The sequence below is a fragment of the Devosia sp. A449 genome (genome assembly GCF_054489375.1).
Map to the genome: position 1 here is coordinate 510,869 of NZ_JBTMWU010000002.1, position 23,614 is coordinate 534,482.

At 62.8% G+C, this 23,614-nt stretch carries 20 protein-coding genes; 17 read left to right on the forward strand and 3 right to left on the reverse strand.

Annotated elements, in window-relative coordinates; genetic code table 11:
* Positions 1–96: 96 nt before the first annotated feature.
* The 3 genes from ACX3OW_RS08390 to ACX3OW_RS08400 all read left to right on the forward strand — a co-directional run bounded on the left by ACX3OW_RS08390 (position 97) and on the right by ACX3OW_RS08400 (position 2,418).
* Complete coding sequence (locus ACX3OW_RS08390) at positions 97–777, forward strand: VWA domain-containing protein (RefSeq protein WP_459095298.1); 681 nt, start codon at positions 97–99, stop codon at positions 775–777.
* On the forward strand, positions 774–1,487 hold the full coding sequence (locus tag ACX3OW_RS08395) for a DnaJ domain-containing protein (RefSeq protein WP_459095299.1): 714 nt from the start codon (positions 774–776) through the stop codon (positions 1,485–1,487). Before ACX3OW_RS08390 ends, ACX3OW_RS08395 begins: the two co-directional genes overlap by 4 nt.
* 88 nt (positions 1,488–1,575) lie before the next feature.
* The gene (locus ACX3OW_RS08400) at positions 1,576–2,418 is read left to right on the forward strand and encodes a division plane positioning ATPase MipZ (RefSeq protein WP_459095300.1); all 843 of its coding nucleotides are present in this window, start codon (positions 1,576–1,578) and stop codon (positions 2,416–2,418) included.
* A 23-nt stretch (positions 2,419–2,441) separates the two neighbouring features.
* Here the strand turns inward: ACX3OW_RS08400 and ACX3OW_RS08405 are convergent, their stop codons facing one another.
* Both ACX3OW_RS08405 and ACX3OW_RS08410 read right to left on the reverse strand, forming a co-directional pair.
* The gene (locus ACX3OW_RS08405; protein WP_459095301.1) at positions 2,442–2,711 is read right to left on the reverse strand and encodes a hypothetical protein; all 270 of its coding nucleotides are present in this window, start codon (positions 2,709–2,711) and stop codon (positions 2,442–2,444) included.
* A 75-nt stretch (positions 2,712–2,786) separates the two neighbouring features.
* Entirely contained in the window at positions 2,787–4,370 is a 1,584-nt protein-coding gene (locus tag ACX3OW_RS08410; RefSeq protein WP_459095302.1) for a serine hydrolase, read from the reverse strand.
* A gap of 491 nt (positions 4,371–4,861) precedes the next feature.
* On the opposite strand from ACX3OW_RS08410, the gene clpS reads away from it, so the two are divergent.
* From clpS to ACX3OW_RS08435, 5 genes are all read left to right on the forward strand, one after another.
* Positions 4,862–5,257 (forward strand): ATP-dependent Clp protease adapter ClpS, encoded by a 396-nt coding sequence (gene clpS, locus ACX3OW_RS08415; protein WP_459095303.1) that lies wholly within the window; start codon positions 4,862–4,864, stop codon positions 5,255–5,257.
* Positions 5,258–5,266: 9 nt separating this feature from the next.
* On the forward strand, positions 5,267–7,606 hold the full coding sequence (clpA, locus tag ACX3OW_RS08420) for an ATP-dependent Clp protease ATP-binding subunit ClpA (RefSeq protein ID WP_459095304.1): 2,340 nt from the start codon (positions 5,267–5,269) through the stop codon (positions 7,604–7,606).
* A gap of 253 nt (positions 7,607–7,859) precedes the next feature.
* Positions 7,860–8,657, forward strand: coding sequence for a hypothetical protein (locus ACX3OW_RS08425; RefSeq protein WP_459095305.1), 798 nt, complete (start codon positions 7,860–7,862; stop codon positions 8,655–8,657).
* A gap of 314 nt (positions 8,658–8,971) precedes the next feature.
* Positions 8,972–9,193, forward strand: a complete 222-nt coding sequence (locus ACX3OW_RS08430; protein ID WP_459095306.1) for a DUF2798 domain-containing protein — start codon at positions 8,972–8,974, stop codon at positions 9,191–9,193.
* A gap of 289 nt (positions 9,194–9,482) precedes the next feature.
* Positions 9,483–9,680 (forward strand): DUF2798 domain-containing protein, encoded by a 198-nt coding sequence (locus ACX3OW_RS08435; RefSeq protein ID WP_459095477.1) that lies wholly within the window; start codon positions 9,483–9,485, stop codon positions 9,678–9,680.
* Between the two features lie 50 nt (positions 9,681–9,730).
* Here ACX3OW_RS08435 and ACX3OW_RS08440 read toward each other — a convergent pair whose 3' ends face one another.
* The gene (locus ACX3OW_RS08440) at positions 9,731–10,384 is read right to left on the reverse strand and encodes a YoaK family protein (RefSeq protein WP_459095307.1); all 654 of its coding nucleotides are present in this window, start codon (positions 10,382–10,384) and stop codon (positions 9,731–9,733) included.
* A 355-nt stretch (positions 10,385–10,739) separates the two neighbouring features.
* On the opposite strand from ACX3OW_RS08440, the gene dnaE reads away from it, so the two are divergent.
* The 9 genes from dnaE (at position 10,740) to bamA (ending at position 23,588) form a co-directional block, all read left to right on the forward strand.
* Positions 10,740–14,195: a DNA polymerase III subunit alpha gene (gene dnaE / locus ACX3OW_RS08445; RefSeq protein WP_459095308.1), complete on the forward strand. Its 3,456-nt coding sequence runs from the start codon at positions 10,740–10,742 to the stop codon at positions 14,193–14,195.
* A 973-nt stretch (positions 14,196–15,168) separates the two neighbouring features.
* Entirely contained in the window at positions 15,169–15,954 is a 786-nt protein-coding gene (rpsB, locus tag ACX3OW_RS08450; RefSeq protein ID WP_459095309.1) for a 30S ribosomal protein S2, read from the forward strand.
* A 72-nt stretch (positions 15,955–16,026) separates the two neighbouring features.
* Positions 16,027–16,953 carry a translation elongation factor Ts gene (tsf, locus tag ACX3OW_RS08455; protein ID WP_459095310.1) on the forward strand — a complete coding sequence of 309 codons (927 nt, stop codon included), beginning with the start codon at positions 16,027–16,029 and terminating at the stop codon, positions 16,951–16,953.
* Positions 16,954–17,158: 205 nt separating this feature from the next.
* Positions 17,159–17,878, forward strand: a complete 720-nt coding sequence (gene pyrH, locus ACX3OW_RS08460) for a UMP kinase (protein WP_459095311.1) — start codon at positions 17,159–17,161, stop codon at positions 17,876–17,878.
* 18 nt (positions 17,879–17,896) lie between these two features.
* Positions 17,897–18,451 (forward strand): ribosome recycling factor, encoded by a 555-nt coding sequence (frr, locus tag ACX3OW_RS08465; protein ID WP_459095312.1) that lies wholly within the window; start codon positions 17,897–17,899, stop codon positions 18,449–18,451.
* Positions 18,452–18,480: 29 nt separating this feature from the next.
* Complete coding sequence (locus tag ACX3OW_RS08470) at positions 18,481–19,242, forward strand: isoprenyl transferase (protein WP_459095313.1); 762 nt, start codon at positions 18,481–18,483, stop codon at positions 19,240–19,242.
* Entirely contained in the window at positions 19,239–20,099 is an 861-nt protein-coding gene (locus tag ACX3OW_RS08475; RefSeq protein ID WP_459095314.1) for a phosphatidate cytidylyltransferase, read from the forward strand. Before ACX3OW_RS08470 ends, ACX3OW_RS08475 begins: the two co-directional genes overlap by 4 nt.
* Positions 20,100–20,138: 39 nt before the next feature.
* Positions 20,139–21,275 carry an RIP metalloprotease RseP gene (gene rseP, locus ACX3OW_RS08480; RefSeq protein ID WP_459095315.1) on the forward strand — a complete coding sequence of 379 codons (1,137 nt, stop codon included), beginning with the start codon at positions 20,139–20,141 and terminating at the stop codon, positions 21,273–21,275.
* Positions 21,276–21,458: 183 nt separating this feature from the next.
* Positions 21,459–23,588: an outer membrane protein assembly factor BamA gene (gene bamA, locus ACX3OW_RS08485; protein WP_459095316.1), complete on the forward strand. Its 2,130-nt coding sequence runs from the start codon at positions 21,459–21,461 to the stop codon at positions 23,586–23,588.
* Positions 23,589–23,614: the final 26 nt, after the last annotated feature.

The window sequence follows — 23,614 nt, forward strand, 5'->3', positions numbered from 1 at the left end:
GTGGGTGGAAGCGCGCGCGGGCTTGCGGCTCGGGCGGGTGGGCCACATATTGAAGCCATGAGCAAAAAAGACCCGGTTGCGCGTCCCACGACAGGCATGCCCCAAACCAGTGCGGTGAGTGGCGATATTGCCGCCTTCGTCAAGCAGGTGGGCAAAATGGCACGGCCCAATGCGGCGCAGGACGGGCGCTTGCTGTTCGCGCTGGATGCGACGATGAGCCGGCAGCCGACCTGGGACCTGGCCTGCACACTGCAGGCGGAGATGTTCCGCGCCATTCCCAAGGACAGCGCCTTGCAGGTGCAGTTGCAGTATTTTCGCGGCTTTGGCGAATGCCGCGCCTCCAAATGGGTGGCCGATGCTGGCGCGCTGGCCAAGCTGATGACCGGAATTGCCTGCCAGGGCGGCAATACGCAGATTTCCAAGGTATTTGCCCATGCGCGGGCCGAACATACGAAGCGTCGAATCAACGCCGTCGTGTATGTCGGTGATGCGATTGAGGAAAATGTCGATGACCTGGCCGAGAAAGCCGGTCAGCTGGGACTGTTGGGGTGTCCGATGTTCGTATTTCAGGAGGGGCGGGACGCCCGGGTCGAGGCGGCGTTTCGCGAATTCGCCCGGCTGACCAAGGGCGCCTATGCGCGGTTTGACGCCTCGGCGCCGCAGGAGCTGGCGGCGCTGCTCAAGGCGGTGGCGGCCTATGCCAGCGGCGGGCGCGACCTGCTGAAGCTGCAGGGCAGCGCGCCGGCCCAGGCGCTGCTGGCGCAGTTGCCGCGATGAGTTATTTTTTCCTCGGCGGCTTTGCCCTGCTGGCCGCGCTGGCGGCCTATCAATATCTGCGCAAGCTGGGCCGGCATCGGGTGATGCGCGGGCTGCGCTGGGTGGTCGGCGGCGGCGCGGCGCTGCTGACGGTCGGGTTGCTGCTGCTGCGGCGCTTCGACATCGCGCTGTTTGTCGGCGCGGCGGCGGTTTCGGTGCTGCGCAGTGGCCGGCTCGGGCCCTATTCCTTCGATGGCGGTGGCGTCGGGCAGGGCGGCGGCAATGTCTCGCGGGTCAAAAGCCCCTATTTCATGATGGAACTGGACCATGACACCGGCACGGTGACCGGCAACGTCACCGCCGGGCAGTTTGCCGGGGCCGATCTGATGGATCTGGACGAATTCCACACCCGCGCGCTGATCGACGAAATTTCCGGGGACGCCGATAGTGTCAGCCTGCTGGAAAGCTGGCTCGACGCCAATCGCAGCGGCTGGCGCGAATATTTCGCCGGACAGGCGGAGGAGCCGCAGGATGCGCCGAATGCGGCGCGAGCTTCAGGCGATCCGCTGGCCGAAGCCTATGAGGTGCTGGGCTTGCAGCCGGGCGCCAGTGATGACGAGATTCGCGCGGCGCATCGTGAACTGATGAAAGCGGTGCATCCCGACCATGGCGGCTCGAGCTATCTGGCCTCGAAAATCAACGAAGCCCGCGACCGGCTGCTCAAGCAGTAGCATTGTTGCCGCATGGCGGCGTTAACGCCCCATTAACCATGAATGCCCCTGTTAGCAGACTTGGTGAAGCGCTGATTTGGAGCGGTCGATGTCGCGTGACGGGGCGCATGTCATTGTGGTTGGCAATGAGAAGGGCGGGTCGGGTAAATCGACCACGGCCTTTCATCTGGCGGTGTATCTGCTCTATGCGGGCCATCGCGTTGCCACCATCGATGTCGACAGCCGGCAGCAGACGCTGACGCATTATGTCCGCCATCGGCGGGCGCATTGCCAGCAGACCGGCCGCAGCCTGCCCAATCCGACGCATTTCCATCTGCCATCGGCCTGGGGCGACTCGGTCAAGGAAAACCACAAGGCCGAGTTCGAGGTGTTTCGCCGCGCCGTCAGCGAGGTCGAGAACAGGGTCGATTTCCTGATCATCGACACGCCGGGCTTCGACACCAATCTGACGCGGCTGGCGCATTCGCTGGCCGATACGCTGGTGACCCCGGTCAATGACAGCCTGATCGACATCAACGTGCTGGCCCGCATTGATCCTGAAAGCGGCCTGCCGATCGAATCCAGCCATTATGCCAGGCTGGTGCAGCGGGCCCGCGCCGAGCGGCTGGCGATGGATGGCAGTAGCGTCGACTGGGTGCTGGTGCGCAACCGCATCTCCATGCTGGCGTCGCGCAATGCGCGGCAGGTTCACACCACGCTGGAGGGCATTGCCACGCGGTTTGGTTGTCGCATGGCTGACGGCATCGCCGAGCGGGTGATTTTCCGCTCGCTATTCGCCAGCGGCCTGACGGTGTTCGATCCGCTGGAGGGGGAGGGCGAGGCGTCCTCGGTGTCCCATGTCAGCGCAAGGCAGGAATATCGCAATCTGGTGGGCGCGCTGAATCTGCCGGCGCGTGAATTAGCGGCGGAGCCAGCCCGCCTCTCGGCCTGAACAACAGGCGAAATTGACGGGCCTTAGCGCTCGCCAAAAAACATGCTGATAGCGCGGGCGCCGCCGGGGGCGAAGACGTCGAGGTCGATAGCGACCGGCTCCTGCACCATGCGGCGCGTGCGGGCCGACAGGGCCAGCACCACACCGAGCAGATCGCCGACGCCACGCTTGCGCGGCAGCAGGCGCTGGGTCATTCCGGCCAGAGCGCGATTGCGCACGGCCATGTTTTCCGAGGCGAGACTGGACCGGCCGACAAAATTGGCAAGATCCAGCAGGGCAGTATTTTCGCTCATTGGGCTACTCCAAACACAGGCGCCAATTTGCTCCCCGAATGGCCGGCGCTCTGGGCGTCGGCGCGTTATTCTTGTTTAGCTCTGCATCGCCAGGCAGCTCAGATTCTGCTGCTTGAGCTGGTTGCACATCGCCGTCGCATCATCGCGTCCGCCGAAGCCGACGAAACGGGCACGGTAGAAAATCTGGCCGTTCTTTTCGAAGCGCTCCACATAGGAGCGGAAATCGCCGAGCTTGCCGACCTTGCCGGCGGCGTCCGACAGCATGGTGCGGGCGCTGTCTTCCGACGGGCCGGCGCCGATCTGCACCACCCAGCCGCCCGGCGGGGTAGCGACGGCAGCGGTCTGCACCGAGCCCGAGGTCATCAGGTCGACCGGCTGACCACCCTGGCTGGCCGCAGCGGGCGGTACGAAATCGAGCGGGGCGGACGGCGTGGTCTGGCCGAGAGCGGAGGGCGGCGCGCCCAGATTGTAGCTCTCGCTGAGCCAGGCACCGATAATGTCCTGGCTGGGATAGGCGGGCTGCGGCGCCTGGCTGGGCGCGGCAAGGATATTGGCGGCCTGGACGGCCGGCTGCAGGCCGAGATCGGCCGGCATGGGCGCAGGAGCCGGGGCAACGCTGGCGACGGCCACCGGCTGGATGGCCGGCGTCTGCGCCTGGGCACCATTGGCGGCGACCAGCTGGGCCAGGCGGAAGCCGGGCAGGGGCATGGGCTGGACGAAGACCGGCGCCGAGGAGGGCGACTGGGCCACGGCGACCTGTACGGCGCTGCCCTGACGGCCCGGGGTGGGGATCTGGGCGACATAGGTGCCGCTGCGGCTCTTGGGCAGGTAGTTGGCGACCAGCTGGCGCACCTTTTCGTCGCGGGCGCCGGCCGAATTGAAGCCGAAGGCGACGACGACGATGTGGCGGCCATCCTTGCGGGCGGCGGTCAGCAGGTTGGAACCGGCGGCGTTGATGTAGCCGGTCTTGATGCCGTCGACGGCGCCCATATAGCCGAGCACGCGGTTATGGTTGCCATAGGTCGACTTGCCGTAGCTGAAGCTCTTGGTCTGGAAGAATTCGTAATAGCTGGGAAAGTGCTGATAGACGGCGATGCCGAGGATCGCCTGGTCGCGCACCGTGGTCACCTGGCCGCCATCGGGCAGGCCCGAGGCGTTGCGGTAGGTGGTGTTGCGCATGCCGAGGGCGCGGGCCGTGGCGGTCATGCGTTCGGCGAATTTGCTTTCCGAGCCGGAAATATGCTCGGCGATGACGCGGGCCATGTCATTGGCCGACAGGGTCACCAGCGATTTGATGGCGTCTTCCACGGTGATGGTGGCGCCAGCGCGCAGGCCGAGCTTGGTCGGCACGGCGGCCGCGGCATGCTTGGACACGGTCATCTTGGTGGAGAGCTTGAGGTTGCCGGCGCTCAATTCCTGAAACAGGACATAGAGCGTCATCACCTTGGCGACGGAAGCGGGGTAACGCTTGCTGTCGGCAGCCTCTTCATACAGCACCTTGCCCGACTTGGCGTCGACCACGATCCCTGCATATTTGCGAAGATTTTCAATGGCCTGCGCCGGCGCCACAGTGTGGGCGCTGACAGCAAGGACAACGAGGACTGCGGCAAAGGCGCGCAAAAACACGACACGCCATGGGGTTTTCGCCTGGGAAGCCACCCGGTACTCCAACTTTACTCTCGGGTGCTTCTGCACCCGTACGCAACACACACTCGCAGCGGAATTCAGGCGAGCCCCACGCTCCCGAACCTCCATTGCTTCAGAACAGAATAAGGGCGTGCCGTTACCATTCCGTAAAATGCCGTCGATTTATGTTGGAGTGTGGAAAGATGGTCACGGGATGGCGGCCACTGGACTATCAGTCTGCCACCCTCCCCCTTGCGGGGAGGGAGAGCGAGATAGGACTTAGCCCTTCGCTAAGTCCGTGATCGAGCCGGGAGGGGGTGCGAGGGCCCCGGTATCCCGACCAAACCACCCCCACCCTTGATCCCTCCCCGCAAGGGGGAGGGTGTCGACTGGGACGGCGGCGGAGCACCCATTCCACGCCTTCACGCATTCGGCACATCATGCCCCTTAACACCGGCGAGTTTTTGCCTACATAATGGTCCTCACCAGGCTGCTTCGTTTTCCTTGCGACAGATGTTTTTGCCATGACTTTTGACGACCTCAATGCCATCGACCACGCGGCTGCGCTGCGGCCGGGGCTGGCGCATGCCGGCCCGGAAAAGGAGGGTGGAGACGGCAAGGGCAGCACCGAAACCGGGACGATCACCAAGACCCGTCCCAAAACCAAGCGCCCGAATCTCTATCGGGTGCTGCTTCTCAACGACGACTACACGCCGATGGAATTCGTCGTTCTGGTCTTGCAGGATGTCTTCAACAAATCGCGTGAAGACGCCATGCAGATCATGCTGCACGTTCACCAAAAGGGGGTGGGTGAGTGCGGCGTATATCCATACGAAGTGGCCGAGACCAAGGTCACCCGCGTCATGGATACGGCACGCAAAAACCAGCATCCGCTGCAATGCGTGATGGAAAAGCAATAGGAACATCATATGCCCTCATTTTCACGCGGACTTGAAAAGGCCCTGCATCAGGCGATGAACCTGGCGCGTGAGCGCAACCATGAGTTCGCGACGCTCGAACATCTGTTGCTGGCGCTGACCGAAGACCGCGAAACCATCGCGGTGCTGACCGGCTGCGACGTCGATATCGACGCGCTCAAGAGCGACCTCGAAGATTTCATCAATGAAGAGCTGGACAGCCTGATCGTGGCCAATGGCCAGGATGCGCGGCCGACCGCCGCCTTCCAGCGCGTCATTCAGCGCGCGGTGATCCATGTCCAGTCGTCCGGTAGGGAAGAGGTTACGGGTGCCAATGTGCTCGTCGCCATCTTTGCCGAGCGCGAAAGCCATGCCGCTTATTTCCTCGAACAGCAGGATATGAGCCGGCTCGACGCAGTCAATTTCATCAGCCACGGGATCACCAAGTCCGGTCCCAGCGAGGAGCGCAAGGTGCGCGGAGCTGAAGACGGAGACGGCCATGCCGAAGGCGGGGCCGAAGCCAAGAAGAGTTCGGCGCTGGCCGATTTCTGCGTCAATCTCAACGAGAAGGCCCGGGCCGGCAAGATCGACCCGCTGATCGGCCGCGACGCCGAGCTGCGCCGCACCATCCAGGTGCTGTGCCGCCGGAGCAAGAATAACCCGATCTATGTCGGCGATGCCGGCGTGGGCAAGACCGCCATTGCCGAGGGCCTGGCCCGCAAGATCGTCGAGGGCGATGTGCCCGAGGTGCTCCGTGAAGCGGTAATCTATGCGCTTGATATCGGCTCGTTGCTGGCCGGCACCCGCTATCGCGGCGATTTTGAGGAACGCCTCAAGGCCGTGATGAAGGAGCTGGAAAAGCTGCCGAACTCGGTGCTGTTCATCGACGAGATCCACACCATGATCGGTGCGGGCGCCACCTCAGGCGGCGCGCTCGATGCGTCAAACCTGCTCAAGCCGGCTTTGGCGAGCGGGGCGATCCGTTGCATCGGCTCGACCACCTATAAGGAATATCGCCAGTTCTTCGAGAAGGACCGCGCTTTGGTGCGGCGCTTCCAGAAGATCGACGTCAATGAGCCGTCGATCCCCGATGCCATCGAGATCATCCGGGGCCTGCGGCCTTATTACGAAGAGTTCCACAAGATCAAATACACCGATGATGCCCTCAAGGCGGCGGTGGAACTGAGCGCGCGCTATATCAATGACCGCAAGCTCCCCGACAAGGCCATCGACGTGCTCGACGAGACCGGCGCCAGCCAGATGCTGCTCACCGAAGACAAGCGCAAGAAAATCATCGATGTCGAAGACATCGAGGCGACCATCGCCACCATTGCGCGGATTCCGCCAAAGTCGGTCAGCAAGTCTGATGCCGAACTGCTGGGCGGGCTGGAGCGGAGCCTGAAATCGGTGGTGTTCGGCCAGGATGTGGCGATCACCGCGCTGTCGTCGGCGATCAAGCTGGCCCGTGCCGGCCTGCGCGAACCGGAAAAGCCGATCGGCTCCTACCTGTTCACTGGCCCCACCGGCGTCGGCAAGACCGAAGTGGCCAAGCAGCTCGCCGACACCCTTGGGGTGGAGCTGCTGCGCTTCGATATGTCCGAATACATGGAGCGCCACACGGTCAGCCGCCTGATTGGTGCCCCGCCCGGCTATGTCGGGTTTGACCAGGGTGGGTTGCTCACCGATGGCGTCGATCAGCATCCGCATTGCGTGGTGCTGCTCGACGAAATCGAGAAGGCCCATCCCGATCTCTACAACATCCTGTTGCAGGTGATGGACCACGGCAAGCTGACCGACCACAACGGCAAGTCGGTGGATTTCCGCAATGTCATCCTGATCATGACCTCCAATGCCGGAGCCATGGACTTGCAGAAGGCCCCGATCGGTTTTGGCCGCAAGCGCGAGCAGGGCGACGACGAAGAGGCGATCAATCGCCTGTTTACGCCGGAGTTCCGCAACCGGCTCGACGCCATCATCTCCTTTGCGCCGCTGCCGCGCGAAGTGGTGCGTCGCGTGGTGGAGAAGTTCGTGCTGCAGCTGGAAGGCCAGCTGGCCGAGCGCGGTGTCACCATCGTGCTGCAGCCGGAGGCCGCCGACTGGCTGGCTGAACGCGGCTATGATGAACGCATGGGCGCGCGGCCATTGAGCCGGGTGATCCAGGAATACATCAAGAAACCGCTGGCTGAGCAGGTGCTGTTTGGTGAGCTGGTTAATGGTGGCACGGTGACCGTGGCGGTTGTCGGCGTCGGCAATGAGGCCAAGCTGGAGCTGATCGCGGCGGCGCCGCGCCCGGCCAAGCCCAAGGCCCTGCCCAAGCCGAAAAAGCCCAAGGCCACGGCCGAAAAGAGCTAAGCAAAAGGGCCGGGAGCGATCCCGGCCTTTTCGTTTGCTGAGGTGGGCGCGATGTCTCCGCCCCACTGTGTCGTCCCGGCTGACATTGTGCTTGCAGGAAATGGCGAATGGGCCATGTCCATGGGCGCATAACGCAGGACACCCACAAGTCCAGCCAGAAAAAAAGCAGAAGGCTCAGTAGCATAGCGTCGCTAGCCTATTGCCCGTTTTGCCACGACCGTATCTACACGATGGCAAAAATGGGGGCCTACCAATGCTTGATTCTTTCCTGCCGCGCGCGGCGCTTGGTGCTGGGCTGCTTGCCCTTGGCATGGTCGGCGGGCTTGCCCTGACCGCGTCGGCATGGGCCGCTCCCGCAGTGAGCGGATGCTATGCCGGGCTCGAGGGCAACAGCGGGTTTGCTTACGGCGGGAACGCCTGTTCGGCGCCGACTGGATCGGCCGGTTCGGATCGTTGGGACACCACCGGCTTTATCGGGCTCAGCTTTTCCATCGGCGACGGCTTCAATCCCCATCTCGCCGTCGGCCTGCGCCACACCAACGTCAATCCCAGCAATTTCGTCTATGGCGGTGAAATCAACGCCTCGATCTCCCTCATCAAGGGGCTCGAGGACATGCAAGTTCGTCTGCTCGGCATCGCCGGCGATGCCGGAACGCTGGGCGTCGGCCTGCTCGGGAATGCTGGCATCGGCTGGGATTTTGGCGCCAATTCGCTGCTGTTGAACGCCGGCCTGCAGGTGCCGTATGCGCGCTTCTTCATCGACTATACGATTGATGACAGCACGCTGCGCGCCTTCCTCGAGGCCAACTCCTACGGCAAAATCGAAACGGTGCAGAACACGCTGACCTGCGGCAGTGGCACGGTACTGGCCAATGGCGCCGAAATGCTCCAGCAATGGGCAGGCGTCCTGCCCTCTACGGGCGTGTCGGGCGATATTTTCGCCGGATCTATCTTGTTTCCTGGCGCCTTCACCGAAACCTTTGCCGGCACCCCGTCGACTGCCTTCGTCAATGGCCAGTCCTGCTTCGAGGTGGGGACGCCGCGATCCTAGCCGCAGTCCGGTGCAGCGCTTGGCTTTTGCTCAGGGCTGGTTGCCGTTTTCGGACGCCTGCTGGTTATTTCCGGCAGGCGTTTCTGTTGGTCTCAGCCACCCAAACGGGAAGCTGGCATGCGGATTTTTCCGTTGACCGAGTCACTTAGGCTTCTTAGTTAATTCAGGTCGAAAAGAAGCAGCCGGTTGGTATCCCGGCCCCGTACAAGCGGGATTCGTCGCGCAAGCGTCCCATCGGCATCACACCTTTTATGTGGGGTGATGCTGGCGTGGGAATGCTCTCCGTCAGTGTCAGACCTGTTGGAGATTAGACTTTGCCAAAGAAAACCCAGATCGTTTTGCAGCTGCTCATCACCTTCATGATGGCGCTGACCATGTCAGGCATCATGGGCTTCGTCAGTGCCGGGCAGGACTTCCTGTCGCATTGGCCGCTGACCTTCGCCATCGCCTGGCCGGTTGCCTTCATCGTCACCCAGGTGGTGACCCCGGTCGCGTTCAAGCTGGCCTTCCTCATCGCGCCGCCCGCCAAGGCATAAGCCGAAAACACAAACGGCCGGGAGCAATCCCGGCCTCGTCTATCCGCCCACGAAGCGGGAAGCAGACTTGCGAACTCTGCCGTTGACGGAGTCACTTGCGCTTCCTACTTAATCCAGGTCGAAAAGAAGCTGGCGGTTGGTATCCGGCCCCGTACTCGCGGGATTCGGCGCGCAAGCGTTCCATCGGCGTCACAAGTTTCAAATTTTGTGGTGATGCTGGCGGAGCGTGTTCTTTGTCAGTGCCGGCCTGTTGGAGAGTAGATTTTTGCCAAGAAAAACCCAATTCGTGATGCAGCTGCTCATGACCTTCATGATGGCGTTGGCCATGTCGGGCGTCATGGGCTTTCTCAATGCCGGGAGTGAGTTCCTGCCGCGTTGGCCGTTGGCGTTTGCCATTGCCTGGCCGGTGGCCTTCCTGATCAGCAGTGTGGTGAGCCCGATTGCTCTCAAGCTGGCGCATCGGATCGCCCCGCCTGCCAAGGCGTAGCTGACCAACATAAAACGGCCGGGAGCGATTCCGGCCTTTTTGTTTGCCGCTCAGGCGGCGTGCCGCAGCGGCGGCCGGGCCACGAAAAACACCAGCAGCCCGAGATAGATCAGCGCCGGCACCAGCAGAGTGTTGATGCCGACCAGGGCATAGCCCCAGCCGCCGAGCAAGCCGCCCAGCAGCAGCGAGGCCCAGACCAGCATATGCTGGGCCCAGCGCCACGGCGGCACCAGGCCATGCAGCGCCCGCGCCAGATCCTGTCCCGCCGCGAACAAAGTGCCGGTGACGAAGGTGGTGCCCAGCCGCACCGAGCCGGCAGCCGGCAGAATGGCATTCTGCGCGCCGGCGCCCGCCGCCAGCACCAGCATGAACTGGCCGGGGACGAAGCCGGCCAAGGCCAGCAGCAGGGTGGCGATGAAGCTGGCCAGCACCAGAGCGGTGACGGCGCTGGAGCCCCAGCGCGGCCCGGCCATCAGCGCCAGCAGCGAACCGGCGAGGCTGCCAAGAAAGAACAGGCCCACCAGCGAGCCCGTCAGCAGCGCCACCGGCCACATGCCCTGCGCCAGCCCCGCGCCCAATTGGGTGATGTTGCCGCTCATGAACGAGATGAAATGGCCGCCCAGTTCGATGAAGCCGACCACGTCGGCGAAGCCGGCTGCGGCGGTGAGCAGCAGGCCGAGACTGAGTTGGGGCGTGGGGGTCATCGATTCCTCGGACGGGCAGGGCGGCGTGGCGGCACTGCACGCATTATCGGTGGTCAGGTCAACCGCCCAGCTTCATTTCCTAACGTCTCGTTAACCAGGGCTGGCCAATCCCCGCTGTTCCCATTGCCCACACTGGACAAGAACAAAGGACGAACCTATAAGAACATTATAGCAACACGGGAGATGCAGATGCTCACTTTCATCAAGGACCTCGCCGCCTTCGTCACGCTTGGCGCCTTCACCATCGGTTCGCTCACCTGGATGGATATGTTGGCCCGACTCGTGTGACGGTCCCTGTGGATTGCGGTCCGCGAGCGGTATGATCATCGCTCCGGGCCGGTCATAAAGGGCCATCATGACCAGTCCCGGCTTTATTCACCTTCACGTCCATTCCGCCTATTCCCTGCTTGAGGGTGCGCTGCAGCTTGATGCCATTCTCAAGCTCGCCAAGGATGACAATCAGCCGGCCATCGGCATTGCCGATAGCGGCAATCTGTTCGGGGCGCTCGAGTTCTCCGAAAAGGCCAGCAAGAAGGGCATTCAGCCACTGGCCGGGGTGGAACTGGCCATCGATTTTGCCGCCAGCGAAGAGCGGGTCAGCGAGCGCGGGCAGGTGGCCTGGGCTGGCAAATCCAGCGTCGTGCTGCTGGCGCAGACCGAGAACGGCTTTGCCAATCTGTCGCGGCTGGTGTCGAAATCCTACATCGAGGGCGATGGCGGCACGGCGCGGGCGCAGCTCGATTGGCTGACCCGCGAAGGTCTGCACGATATCATCTGTCTCAGCGGCGGCCCCGAGGGCGCCATCGACATGGCTTTCGCCCATGGGCAGGACGCCAATGCCATCCGCCGGCTCGACCGGCTGGCCGAATTGTTCGGCGACCGTTTCTATATCGAATTGCAGCGCCATGGCCGGGTGCAGGAAGCGGCGGTTGAGCCGCGCCTGATCGATTATGCCTATCGCAAGGGCATTCCGCTGGTGGCGACCAACGAGCCCTTCTTCAAATCTGCCAAGGAATTCGAGGCGCATGATGCGCTGCTGGCCATTGCCGGCGGCACCGTGCTGGCCCAGACCGAGCGCCGCAAGCTCAACGACCAGTATTATTTCAAGACCCGCGCCGAAATGGCCGCGCTGTTTTCGGACCTGCCCGAGGCGCTGGATTCCACCATCGAGGTGGCCCAGCGCATTTCCTACCGGCCGCGCACCCGTAGCCCGATCCTGCCCAAATTCGCCGCCGCGCCCGATCTGAGCGAAGACGATGCCGTCGCCGCCGAAGCCGCGGCTTTGCGCGCCATGGCGGAGGAGGGGCTGCGTGCCCGCCTCGCCAGTCCCGGCCCGGCGCCGGGCAAGACCGAACAGGAGTATTGGGAACGGCTGGAATTCGAGTTGGGCATCATCGCCTCGATGAAATTCCCCGGCTACTTCCTCATCGTGGCCGACTTCATCCGCTGGTCGAAGTCGCAGGGCATTCCGGTGGGGCCGGGCCGTGGTTCTGGCGCCGGCTCGCTGGTGGCCTACACCACCACCATTACCGACCTCGACCCCCTCGCCTACAATCTGCTGTTCGAACGCTTCCTCAATCCGGAACGCGTGTCGATGCCCGACTTCGATATCGACTTCTGCCAGGATCGCCGCGAAGAGGTGATCCATTACGTGCAGCAGAAATACGGCGCCGAGCAGGTGAGCCAGATCATCACCTTCGGAACGCTGCAGGCCCGCGCCGTGCTGCGCGACGTCGGTCGCGTGCTGCAAATGCCCTATGGGCAGGTCGACCGGCTGTGCAAGCTGGTGCCGGCTAATCCGGCCGATCCCTATTCGATCGAGCGCACCATGAATGAGGTGCCGCAGTTCAAGCAGATGGCCGACGAGGACGAGACCGTCGCCGATCTGGTGGCGATTGCCCGCGTTCTCGAAGGGCTGTTCCGCCACGCCTCCACCCACGCCGCCGGCATCATCATTGGCGACCGACCGCTGCAGGATCTGGCGCCGCTGTATCGCGATCCGCGCTCCGACATGCCGGTGTGCCAGTATAATATGAAGTGGAGCGAGGCCGCCGGGCTGGTCAAATTCGACTTCCTCGGCCTCAAGACGCTGACCACGATCCAGTATGCCGTGAACATGGTCAATCTGGATGGCGGCAGCTTCCGCATCGAAGATATTTCCATCCACGACAAGCCCACCTACGAGCTCTACGCCCGCGGCGACACGTTTGGCGTGTTCCAGGTGGAAGGCGCCGGCATGCGCCGCGCCCTGGTCGACATGAAGCCCGACCGCTTCGAAGACGTCATCGCCCTGGTGGCGCTGTATCGCCCCGGTCCGATGGACAATATTCCGCTGTTCAACGACCGTAAGCATGGTCGCGAAGAGGTGGAATATCCCCACCCCGAGCTGTCGCAGGTGCTCGACGAAACCTATGGCATCATCGTCTATCAGGAGCAGGTGATGCAGATCGCCCAGCTGCTGTCAGGCTACTCGCTCGGCGAAGCCGACATGCTGCGCCGCGCCATGGGCAAGAAGATCAAGGCCGAGATGGATGCGCAGCGCGAGCGCTTCCGCGAGGGAGCGATCACGCACGGGCTGAAAAAGGCCCAGGCCGATACGATTTTCGACCTGCTGGCCAAATTCGCCAATTACGGCTTCAACAAGAGCCACGCCGCCACCTATGCGCTGGTGTCGTACCAGACCGCCTTTCTCAAGGCGCATTATCCGCATGAGTTCCTGGCCGCGTCGATGACGCTGGATATGGGCAATACCGACAAGCTGGCCGAATTCCGCAGCGAGGCCAAGCGCAACCGCATCGAGCTGGTGCCGCCCTGCATCAACAGCTCGCAGGTGGTGTTCTCGGTCAAGGACAAGCGCATTCATTATGGTCTGTGCGCGGTCAAGGGCGTCGGCCGGCAGGTGGCCGAGCATATCGTGGAAGTGCGCGGGGACACCCCATTCAAGGATCTGGGCGATTTCGCCCGCCGCGTCGATCCGCGCGTCCTCTCCAAGCGGACGCTGGAAACGCTGGCCAATGCCGGCGCTTTCGACGCCATCGTGCCGCGCCGCGAAGTGGCTTTTGCCGCCATCGAAGCGGTGATGGGCATGGCGCAGTCGCTGACCCATGAGCGCAGTCAGGGCCAGTGGAACATGTTCGACGCCGGCGAGCCCGAGCCCGTCCGCCTGCCGGCCGGCATTCCGGATTGGAGCACCACCGAGCGGGCCGACCGCGAGCTGTCGGCGATCGGCTTCCATCTGTCGGCGCATCCGCTCGACGCCTATTCGGACCTGTTCGAGAAGTTGCGGGTGCAGCGCTGGGGCGATTTCGAGCGGGCGGTGAAGGATGGGGCTTCGGCCGGGCGACTGGCCGGTACCATTAGCGGCCGGCAGGACCGCCGCACCCGCAAGGGCACACCGATGATGATCCTGACGCTGTCGGACCAGACCGGCGGCTTCGAGGTGATCGCCTTTTCCGAGCAGATCAACGAATTCGGCGCGCTGTTGCAGCCGGGCAAGTCGGTGATCCTGCAAGTGGGTGCCGACGAGCGCGCCGAAGGCATCAGCCTGCGGCTGCTTTCGGCCCAGGCCATTGACGGCATCGAAGACACCATTGAGCGCCGACTGACGATTTTTGCCGGCGGCGCGCAAGCCCTCGGCTCGATCAGCGCCCAGCTCAAGCGCGGCGGGGAAGGCAAGGTGAACTTCGTCGTCATCCGCGACGGTGGCGCCCGCGAATATGAGGTCGAACTGCCGGGCAGTTATCGCCTCACCGCCGAAGTCGCCGGTGGCATCAAGGCGCTGGATGGCGTGACGGATGTGCGGTTTCACTGAGGGGCTTGGGGATTTGATTCCGATGGGTCGGCTAAGCCGCTGTTAATGCAGTAAAAAATGTGCGGTGCGGAGCCGTGTTGCCCTGAGCGCTCCCACAAACGCGATGTCATCCCGGCCTTGAGCCGGGACCCATCCTGAGATGGGGGAACTGGCGCGATCTGGGGATGGGCCCCGGCGCAAGGCCGGGGTGACACGGTGGGTGGGATGAGATTTTTGCCCAACCACCGGCTCCACCCTCCCCCTTGCGGGGAGGGAGAGCGAGATAGGACTTAGCTTGCTAAGTCCGTGATCGAGCCGGGAGGGGGTGCGAGAGCCCCGATAACTGGACCAAACCACCCCCACCCTTGATCCCTCCCCGCAAAGGGGGAGGGTGTCGACTGAGAAGTCTGTGCTCCTTCCCCGGCCGTCACCCTCGGGCTTGACCCGAGGGCTCTACACTTCCCTGCCGCAGCAAGTTCAGCCCCCTCGGGTCAAGCCCGAGGGTGACGCGCGCCTGGGAGAGTAGATGCTTCAACTTATCCATCTTATCCCCGCCCCCTTCACCTGCGCGCATACTCCCCTCATCGCCCACGCCAGAGCGCGATCATGACGAGTGATGAGCGTGGGGACGGTCGGGGATGGGAGGTCGCTCCCATTGAGCAGAGGAAACCGGCAGCTGCGTCTGCAACATTGGCGTACCTGAACCAACCTGCGAAAATCCCGGCATGATGGCGAGGCGACTGGCTCACTATCAAAAAACTAATATCGAGGCAGCGCCTCGCCATCATCGCTCGAAACCCGCACACAGGCGGCGTTTCCGCACGACCCTTGCTCTTTTTTCCGTCTTCCCCTATATGGCGCATGCGTTTGACTGCGAGTCAGCGCGATTTCACACACGAGGCAGGCGGTTCGAGCAATCGAAAAGCCGTCCGGTGACGGGAAACCGTCGCAAGATCTCGTGGCGGCATCAACCGGTAAACTAGGAGCAGCCATCATGGCACTGCCCGATTTCTCTATGCGTCAACTGCTTGAAGCAGGCGTTCACTTTGGTCACCAGAAGCACCGCTGGAACCCGAAGATGGAGCGCTACATTTTCGGCGTTCGCAACGACATCCACATTCTCGACCTGAGCCAGACCGTGCCGGCCCTGAGCCGCGCGCTGCAGCTGATCTCGGACACCGTTGCTGACGGTGGCCGCGTGCTGTTCGTTGGCACCAAGCGCCAGGCCGCTCCGCTGGTTGCCGAGGCTGCCAAGCAGTCCGCCCAGTATTTCGTGAACTCCCGCTGGCTCGGCGGCACGCTGACCAACTGGCAGACCATTTCGAACTCGATCTCGCGTCTGCGTACGCTCGAATCGATGAGCGAAGATGATCTGGCGCTGCGCACCAAGAAAGAGCGCCTGATGATGAGCCGCGAGCAGGAACGCCTTGAGCGCGACCTGGGCGGCATCAAGGACATGGGCAACCTGCCGTCCCTGCTGTTCGTCATCGACACCAACAAGGAAGCGAACGCGATCAAGGAAGCCCGCCGTCTGGGGATTCCGGTCATCGCCATCGTCGACACCAATTGTGATCCGGATATCGTCGACTACGCCATTCCGGGCAATGACGACGCCAGCCGCGCCCTCGAGCTCTATGTCTCGCTGGTTGCCAAGGCTGCCATCGACGGTATCGGCCGTTCGTCGTCCGCACTCGGCGCCGACCTCGGCGCTGGCGACCTGACCCCGGCTGAAGAGCTGCCGGTCGAGGCGCCTGCGCCCGTCGCACCCGCCGCTAACTAAGCACGCTTCGCGTACTTCGTTCCGATTTGAACCAATGCGGCCCCTTGAAAGGGGCCGCCAAGAGGTGAACCTATGGAAATCACTGCAGGAATGGTCAAGCAGCTCCGCGACGCGACTGGCGTCGGGATGATGGACTGCAAGAAGGCTCTGGCCGAGACCGCTGGCGACATGGAAGCAGCAATCGACTGGTTGCGCACCCGTGGCCTGGCCAAGGCTGCCAAAAAAGCCGACCGCGTGGCCGCTGAAGGCCTGGTTGGCGTTGCCGTCAACGGCACCAAGGGCGCCGCTGTCGAAGTGAACTCGGAAACCGACTTCGTTGCACGCAACGAACAGTTCCAGGGCATTGTCGGCAATGCAGCCACGCTGGCCCTCGACGCCGATGGCGACGTGGTCAAGCTCGGCGAAATGCCGTATCCCGGCTCGGGCCATTCGGTTTCGGCCGAACTGACCGCCGCCATCGCCAAGATCGGCGAGAACATGAATTTGCGCCGCACGCAGACCGTTTCGGTCAGTGATGGCGTGGTTGAAAGCTACGTGCACAACGCCGTCAAGGCTGGCCTGGGCAAGATCGCCATTCTGGTGGCGCTCGAGTCGACCGGCGACAAGGCCGTGCTGTCGGCGCTGGGCAAGCAGCTTGCCATGCATATCGCAGCGGCCCAGCCGCAGGCGATTGCGCCGGAAGAGCTGGACCAGGACGTGGTGGCACGGGAGCGTGCGATCATTCTCGAGCAGGTCAAGGAATCGGGCAAGCCCGCCGAGATCGCCGAGAAGATGGTCGATGGCCGCATGCGCAAATACTTCGAAGAAGTGACCCTGCTGTCGCAGGTGTTCGTGGTCGACGGCGAAACCAAGGTTGCCGACGTGATCAAGAATGCCGAGAAGGACGCTGGCGCCCCGATCAAGCTGACCAAGTTCGTGCGCTTTGCGCTGGGCGAGGGCATTGAGAAGGTCGAGACCGACTTCGCCGCTGAAGTCGCTGCCACTGCCGGCGTCAAGTAAGACGCCGATTGATTGCGGATGGGCCCAAGGGCCCGTCCGCCGCTCTCCCGCAGGGTTTATCCGAGCTGGGATTGAGCGCAAAACCCTGCCGTAATGTAGTTTCCAGTGGTGCGACGCCTTCTGTTGAAGGCGGTTTTGCCATAGGGTCATGCGGGTGTTGCCGGATTCGGCGCCCCGTCCGTTTTTCAGAAAGAGGGGTCTGCCGATGGCACCTGCCTATAAACGCATTCTCCTCAAGGTTTCGGGCGAGGCGCTGGCAGGAGACAACTCCTTCGGTATCGAACCCCCATTCCTGCAGGCCGTGGCCAAGCAGATCGCCGACGTCGCCAATACCGGCGTCGAGATCGCGATCGTGGTCGGCGGCGGCAATATTTTCCGCGGCATGGCCGGCGCTGCTGATGGCACCGACCGGGTCACTGCCGACATGATGGGCATGCTGGGCACCATGATCAACGCGCTGGCGCTGAGCAATGCCATCAGCCGCCAGGGCCGCAAGTGCAAGCCCTACAGCGCCGTCTCGATGCCCACCGTGGCCGATGCCTTCACCGCCCGCGCTGCCAAGCAGGCGCTGGAGGATGGCTATGTGGTGGTTCTCGGCGGCGGCACCGGCAATCCATTTTTTACCACTGACACCGCTTCCACCTTGCGCGCTATCGAGCTGGAATGTGACGTCGTGCTCAAGGGCACCAAGGTCGATGGGGTCTATTCCGCAGATCCGGTGACCAATCCCGATGCAACGCGCTATGAGGCCGTCAGCTACGACGAAGTCATCAGCAAGAACTTGCGGGTGATGGATACTGCGGCATTTGCGCTTGCCCGCGACAACGACATGCCGATAATCGTATATGCGCTCGACGACGCGGCCGGCCTCGCTGGTGTCTTGGCGGGAACTACCCGCTCCACGCGCGTCGGCAAGCCGCTCTAGCCTAGAAGGACGAATAGTATGGCCTATGACCTCGCAGATATTAAAACCCGTATGCAGAAGTCGATTTCCTCGCTGCGCGATGAACTCGTCGGCCTGCGCACTGGCCGGGCGAGTGCCAGCCTGCTGGAACCGGTGACTGTTGAGGCCTATGGTTCGCGCATGCCGCTGAACCAGGTGGCGACCGTCACCGTGCCCGAGCCCCGCATGCTGAGCGTGCAGGTGTGGGACCGCCAGATGGCCAATGCCGTCGAGAAGGCCATCCGCGACAGCGGGCTTGGCCTCAATCCGATGGGGGAGGGGCAGATCATCCGCGTGCCGCTGCCCGAGCTGAACGAGCAGCGCCGCAAGGAACTGTCCAAGGTCGCCCACAACTATGCCGAGGCGGCCCGCGTGGCGGTGCGCCATATCCGTCGCGACGGCATGGATGCGCTGAAGAAGGCGGAGAAGGACGGCGATATGGCCCAGGACGATGCGCGCGCGCAGACCGACCTGGTCCAGAAGGCCACCGACGCCGCCGTGGCCGAGATCGACCAGGTGGTCGCGGCCAAAGAAGCAGAAATCATGCAGGTCTAAGTCGGCTGAACTGCGCCAGGAGGGCGTAGATGTCCATTGATCCAGCCTTCACCATCGATCCTGCCCAGCGGCAGCGCCTGCGGATTCCGGCTCATCTCGGCGTGATCATGGACGGCAATGGCCGCTGGGCGAAAGCCCGCGGCAAGCGCCGCACCGAAGGCCATATCGAGGGCGTCAAGGCGCTGCGCAATCTGGTCGAACTGTGCATCACCTATGGCGTGCCGCATCTGACGGTGTTCAGCTTCTCGTCCGAGAACTGGACCCGTCCGAAGGATGAAATCTCCTTCATCTTCAATCTGCTGCGCCGCTTTGTTGCGTCCGATCTGCAAAGCCTGACCCGCAATAATGTGCAGGTGCGCATCATTGGTCGGCGCGAGGGGCTCGATGCGAGCCTGGTGCGGTTGATCAATGATGTGGAGGCCAAGACGGCGTCCAATAGCGGCCTCGTGCTGATTGTGGCCTTCAACTATGGCAGCAAGGCCGAAATCGTCGATGCGACGCGCCGTATCGCCCAGGCGGTTGCCGCCGGGGAGTTGGCGCCCGAGGCGATCACCGAGGAAACCATTGGCGCGGCGCTCTATACCGCCGGCCTGCCGGACCCCGATCTGATCATCCGCACCAGTGGCGAGCAGCGCATTTCCAATTTCCTGCTGTGGCAGGCGGCCTATGCCGAATTCGTCTTCGTCGATGAGTATTGGCCCGATTTTGGCGAGGCCAGCTTCATCCGCGTGCTTGAGACCTTCTCCCAGCGTGACCGGCGTTTCGGCGGTATCGAGGCTGTGCAACCTTGACCAGTCCCGGCGATCCTTCGTCAGAAAATTCCCAAAATCGTCGGCGGTTGTGGTCCGATCTCGGCCCGCGCCTCGCGTCGGCCATGGTGCTGATCGCGCTGACCGCGTCGGCGTTGTATATCGGCAGCTATGTGTTCGCCGCCGTGGTGGGGGCGGTGTTTGCCGGCGCCTATCGCGAATGGGAGACCATGGTGTCGCGGGCCGCGCCCTCGACGTCGGGCTGGGTGTTGATCGGCCTGGTGGGCCTGTCGGGCCTGATCTATCCGCTAACCGGGCCGCTGGGCACCATCGCGGTGATTGCCGTGGCCTGCGTCGTGGCGCTGACGATGCGGCGCGAAGGGGCGCCATGGCGGGTGCTCGGCCTGTGCATTTATGGCGCGATCATCATCGCCGCTTTGGCCATGCGGGGCGACACGATTACCGGTGTCTGGGCCGGCATCTATCTCGGCACTGTGGTGTGGATGACGGATTCGGCGGCGTTCTTTACCGGTCGACAGATCGGCGGGGAAAAACTCGCGCCGTGGATTTCGCCGTCCAAGACCTGGTCGGGCGCGCTGGGCGGGCTGGCGCTGGGCACCGGGGCAGGGCTGCTGGTCTGGGTGGTGGCGACGGATTCGCCCTGGTGGATCGGGCTGGTGCTGTCGGCGTCGATCAGCGTGCTGGGTCAACTCGGCGATCTGACCGAAAGCGGCATCAAGCGGCATTTCCGGATCAAGGATAGCGGCGATATCATCCCCGGCCATGGCGGGCTGATGGACCGGCTCGACAGCCTCACATTTGGCGTGTTGCTGGTATTGCTGGTCGGCGGCCTGCATGCCGGCTACGGCGCGGTCGCCGAGGGCCTGCTTTACTGGTAGGGCCACGAGCGCCCGGCGCTCGACCAAGCAAGGAAGACCATGTTCGAATTCATCTACTGGCTGCTGTCCTACGTGGTGCCCTTCCTGGCGGTGCTGACGGTCATCGTCTTCGTCCATGAGATGGGCCACTATCTGGTGGCGCGCTGGAACGGGGTGGCGATCCAGACCTTCTCGGTGGGCTTCGGCCGCGAGCTGATCGGCTGGGACGACAAGCACGGGACACGCTGGCGCATTTCGGCGATCCCGCTGGGCGGCTATGTGCGCTTTGTCGGCGACATGAACGAAGCCAGCGTGCCGGACCCCGAGGCAACCGCCAATGTCGATCCAGCGCTGGCGCCGCGACTGTTTGCCAACAAGAATGTCTGGCAGCGCATCGCCGTGGTGGCCGCCGGTCCCATCGCCAATGTGCTGCTGACGTTTTTCATCCTCTATGCCCTGCTGCTGGGCTATGGCCGCTACACCATTCCGCCGGTTGTCGGCGCGGTGATCGCTGGTTCCGTGGCGGAGACCGCCGGGATCGAGCCGGGTGACATCATCATCGCCGTCGACGGCTATGCCGTGCGGGGGTTTGAGGATTTCCAGCGGCTGGTTGCCACCAGCCCGGCGCGACCGGTGACGGTTGAGCTGGATCGCGGCAGCACCTCGGAAACCATCGTACTGGTGCCCGAGGTGGTCGAGGTAGAAGACCGTTTCGGCAATATGCAGAAGATCGGCAGAATCGGCGTGAGCCGTGACGTGGCACAGACCGATGTCAGCCTCTATCGGCCGGGCCCGGTCGAGGCCGTCGGCATGACGGTGGAGGAAATCCGCTTCATCATCCAGCGCACAGCGGCGTTCCTGGGGGACTTTTTCGTTGGGCGGGGCGACGTCGAGCAGCTGGGCGGACCGGTCAAAGTGGCCAAGGTTTCCGGCGAAGTGGCGACACTGGGCATTATCGCACTCATAAATCTGACCGCCTTGCTCTCGCTAAATATCGGTATCTTCAACCTTTTACCGGTTCCCATGCTCGACGGCGGGCACCTTCTGTATTATTTGGTTGAGGCCGTCAGAGGGCGTGCGCTCTCCATGAGGGTGCAGGAAATGGGGTTCCGCTTTGGATTCGCCCTGGTTCTTGCGCTCATGGTGTTCACGCTCTTTAACGACACGATTTTTGCATACTTCGGAATCCTGCGTTAACCTCTGGTTAGCCTTGGTTCGCAAGGTGTTGCAGGAATACAAGAGCACCAATCATTTGCTAACCGCGTCGAGGCTTCAGCCTTGTCCTTGGTTAAAAAGACGGTAAAACGGTGCAATGGAGTTAGTCTGGGGGAGCGCTGTGCATGGCGATTCCTCAGGCATGGTCGCAGAGGCAATAATAATATGATCAATCCCACCAAGCTGATGCGCGGCGCTTTTCTGGCGCTTGCGATACTGGGTGCAGCGCCACTGGCCGGATCCAGCATTCCGCTTCTTGGAGTTGTAACTGCGCAGGCCCAGGAACAACTGGTTGGCGCAGTTCTCTTTGAGGGCAATCGCCGCTTCTCCGATAGCCAGTTGCTGGCCATGGTCGATGTGTCGGCTTCCGGCATCTTCACCCAGCAGCGGGTCAACTCCGATATCGAGAGCATCCGTCAGGCCTATGACCGCGACGGCTTCCTTTCCGTTTCCGTGACGGCGCGCTCCGAGGCGACGGCCGATGGCCGCGTCCGCGTCATCTTCAATGTCAACGAAGGCAATCGCGCGGGCATCGCCGCGATCAACTTCACTGGCAACAACGCATTCGGCGCCAATAGCCTGAAGAGCACCATGCTCACCAAGGAAACTGGCCTGCTGAGCTGGCTGCTCAAGGATGATGGCTATGATGAGCAGAAGCTCGCCATCGACCGTGAGCGCATCCGCCTCTATTACGCCAACCGTGGCTATCCCGACGCGCAGGTGAATGCTGTTGGTGAATATGACGCCACCAAGAACGCCTACTTCATCAACTTCACCGTCAATGAAGGCCAGAAGTACCAGTTCGCCAATGTCGGTATTGAAACCAGCATCGACGGACTGAACACCGACGCGCTCAAGAGCACGGTGCAGACCGGGCAGGGCGGCTCCTATTCGGTTGCTGATCTGCAGCAGACGATCGAGGAAATGGCTTACGAAGCCACGACCCAGGGCTATTCCTTCGTCGACGTTCGGGCTCGCCTCGATCGTGACGTGGCGTCGGGCAAGTTCAATGTCACCTATCTGGTCGATGAAGGTGCGCGCCTCTATGTCGAGCGCATCAACGTCACCGGCAACACCAAGACCCGTGACTTCGTGATCCGCCGTGAGCTGGAGTTTGCCGAAGGCGACCCGTTCAATCGTGCACTGCTGGTGCGTGGCCGCGAAAACATCAATGGCCTCGGTTTCTTCTCGGCTGTGGACGTGACCACTGGCCCGGGCTCGTCGGCTGACAAGGTGGTGATCAACATCGCCGTGACCGAAACCTCGACGGGTGAATATGGCGCCACTGCCGGTTACTCCACCGTGGACGGTGTCCTGGGCGAGATCTCGCTGACCGAGCGGAACTTCCTGGGTCGTGGCCAGTATCTGCGCGCCGCCATTGGTGCCTCGCAGGCCGGCCGTACCTTTGACTTCTCGTTCACCGAGCCGCGCTTCATGGGCCTCAAGGTCTCGACCGGCGTCGACGTCTATCATCGCATCAACGAAGAAAACGCTGCCAGCTTCTACGGCTCGCAGGCAACTGGCGGTCAGTTCCGCGTCGGCGTGCCGCTGACCGGCGATCTGTCGGGTACCGTGTTCGTCGGTGGTGAGCGCAAGGTCATTGCTGACGATCCGGGCAAGCCGCCCGCATCGACGGTCGTTTCCGATGGCCAGGAGTTCTACAAGGCATTCGTTGGCTACAGCCTGACCTGGAATGGTCTTGATGACACCAAGAAGCCGACCGAAGGCCTGTTCGCCAGCTTCAGCCAGCAGTATATCGGCTGGGATCATAGCCTGGTGAAGACCGAGGCTCGGGCGCGCTACTTCGTCCCCGTGATCCAGGATAGCGGCATCGTCGCCAGCCTGCGTGGCCAGGCCGGTATCGTCAACGATCTGAGCGGCAATGGTGTTCACTCGGTCGAGGCGTTCATCCCGGGTCCGCAGCTCATCCGTGGCTTTGAAGGTCGTGGCCTTGGCCCGCGTCTGACCACTGGCGAGTATCTTGGTGCCGTCGCCTATGCTGGCCTCTCCGCTGAAGTGCAATTCCCGGTTCCGGGCCTGCCTGAGAGCTACGGTCTGTCGGGTGCATTGTGGGCTGACGCTGCCTGGGTCGATGGCGTGAATACGCCGCGTCTCGATGGCACCAACGCCGTCGATACGGCGAGCACTGACGTGCCGTGGCGGACCTCGATCGGCGCCTCGCTGATCTGGGACAGCCCGTTTGGCCCGCTGCGTGGCGACTTCGCCCACGTGATGAACAAGTCGACCTCGGATCGTACCCAGGTCTTCCAGTTGACCATGTCGACCTTGTTCTAGACCGCATAGCGTGTGACAGTTCATTG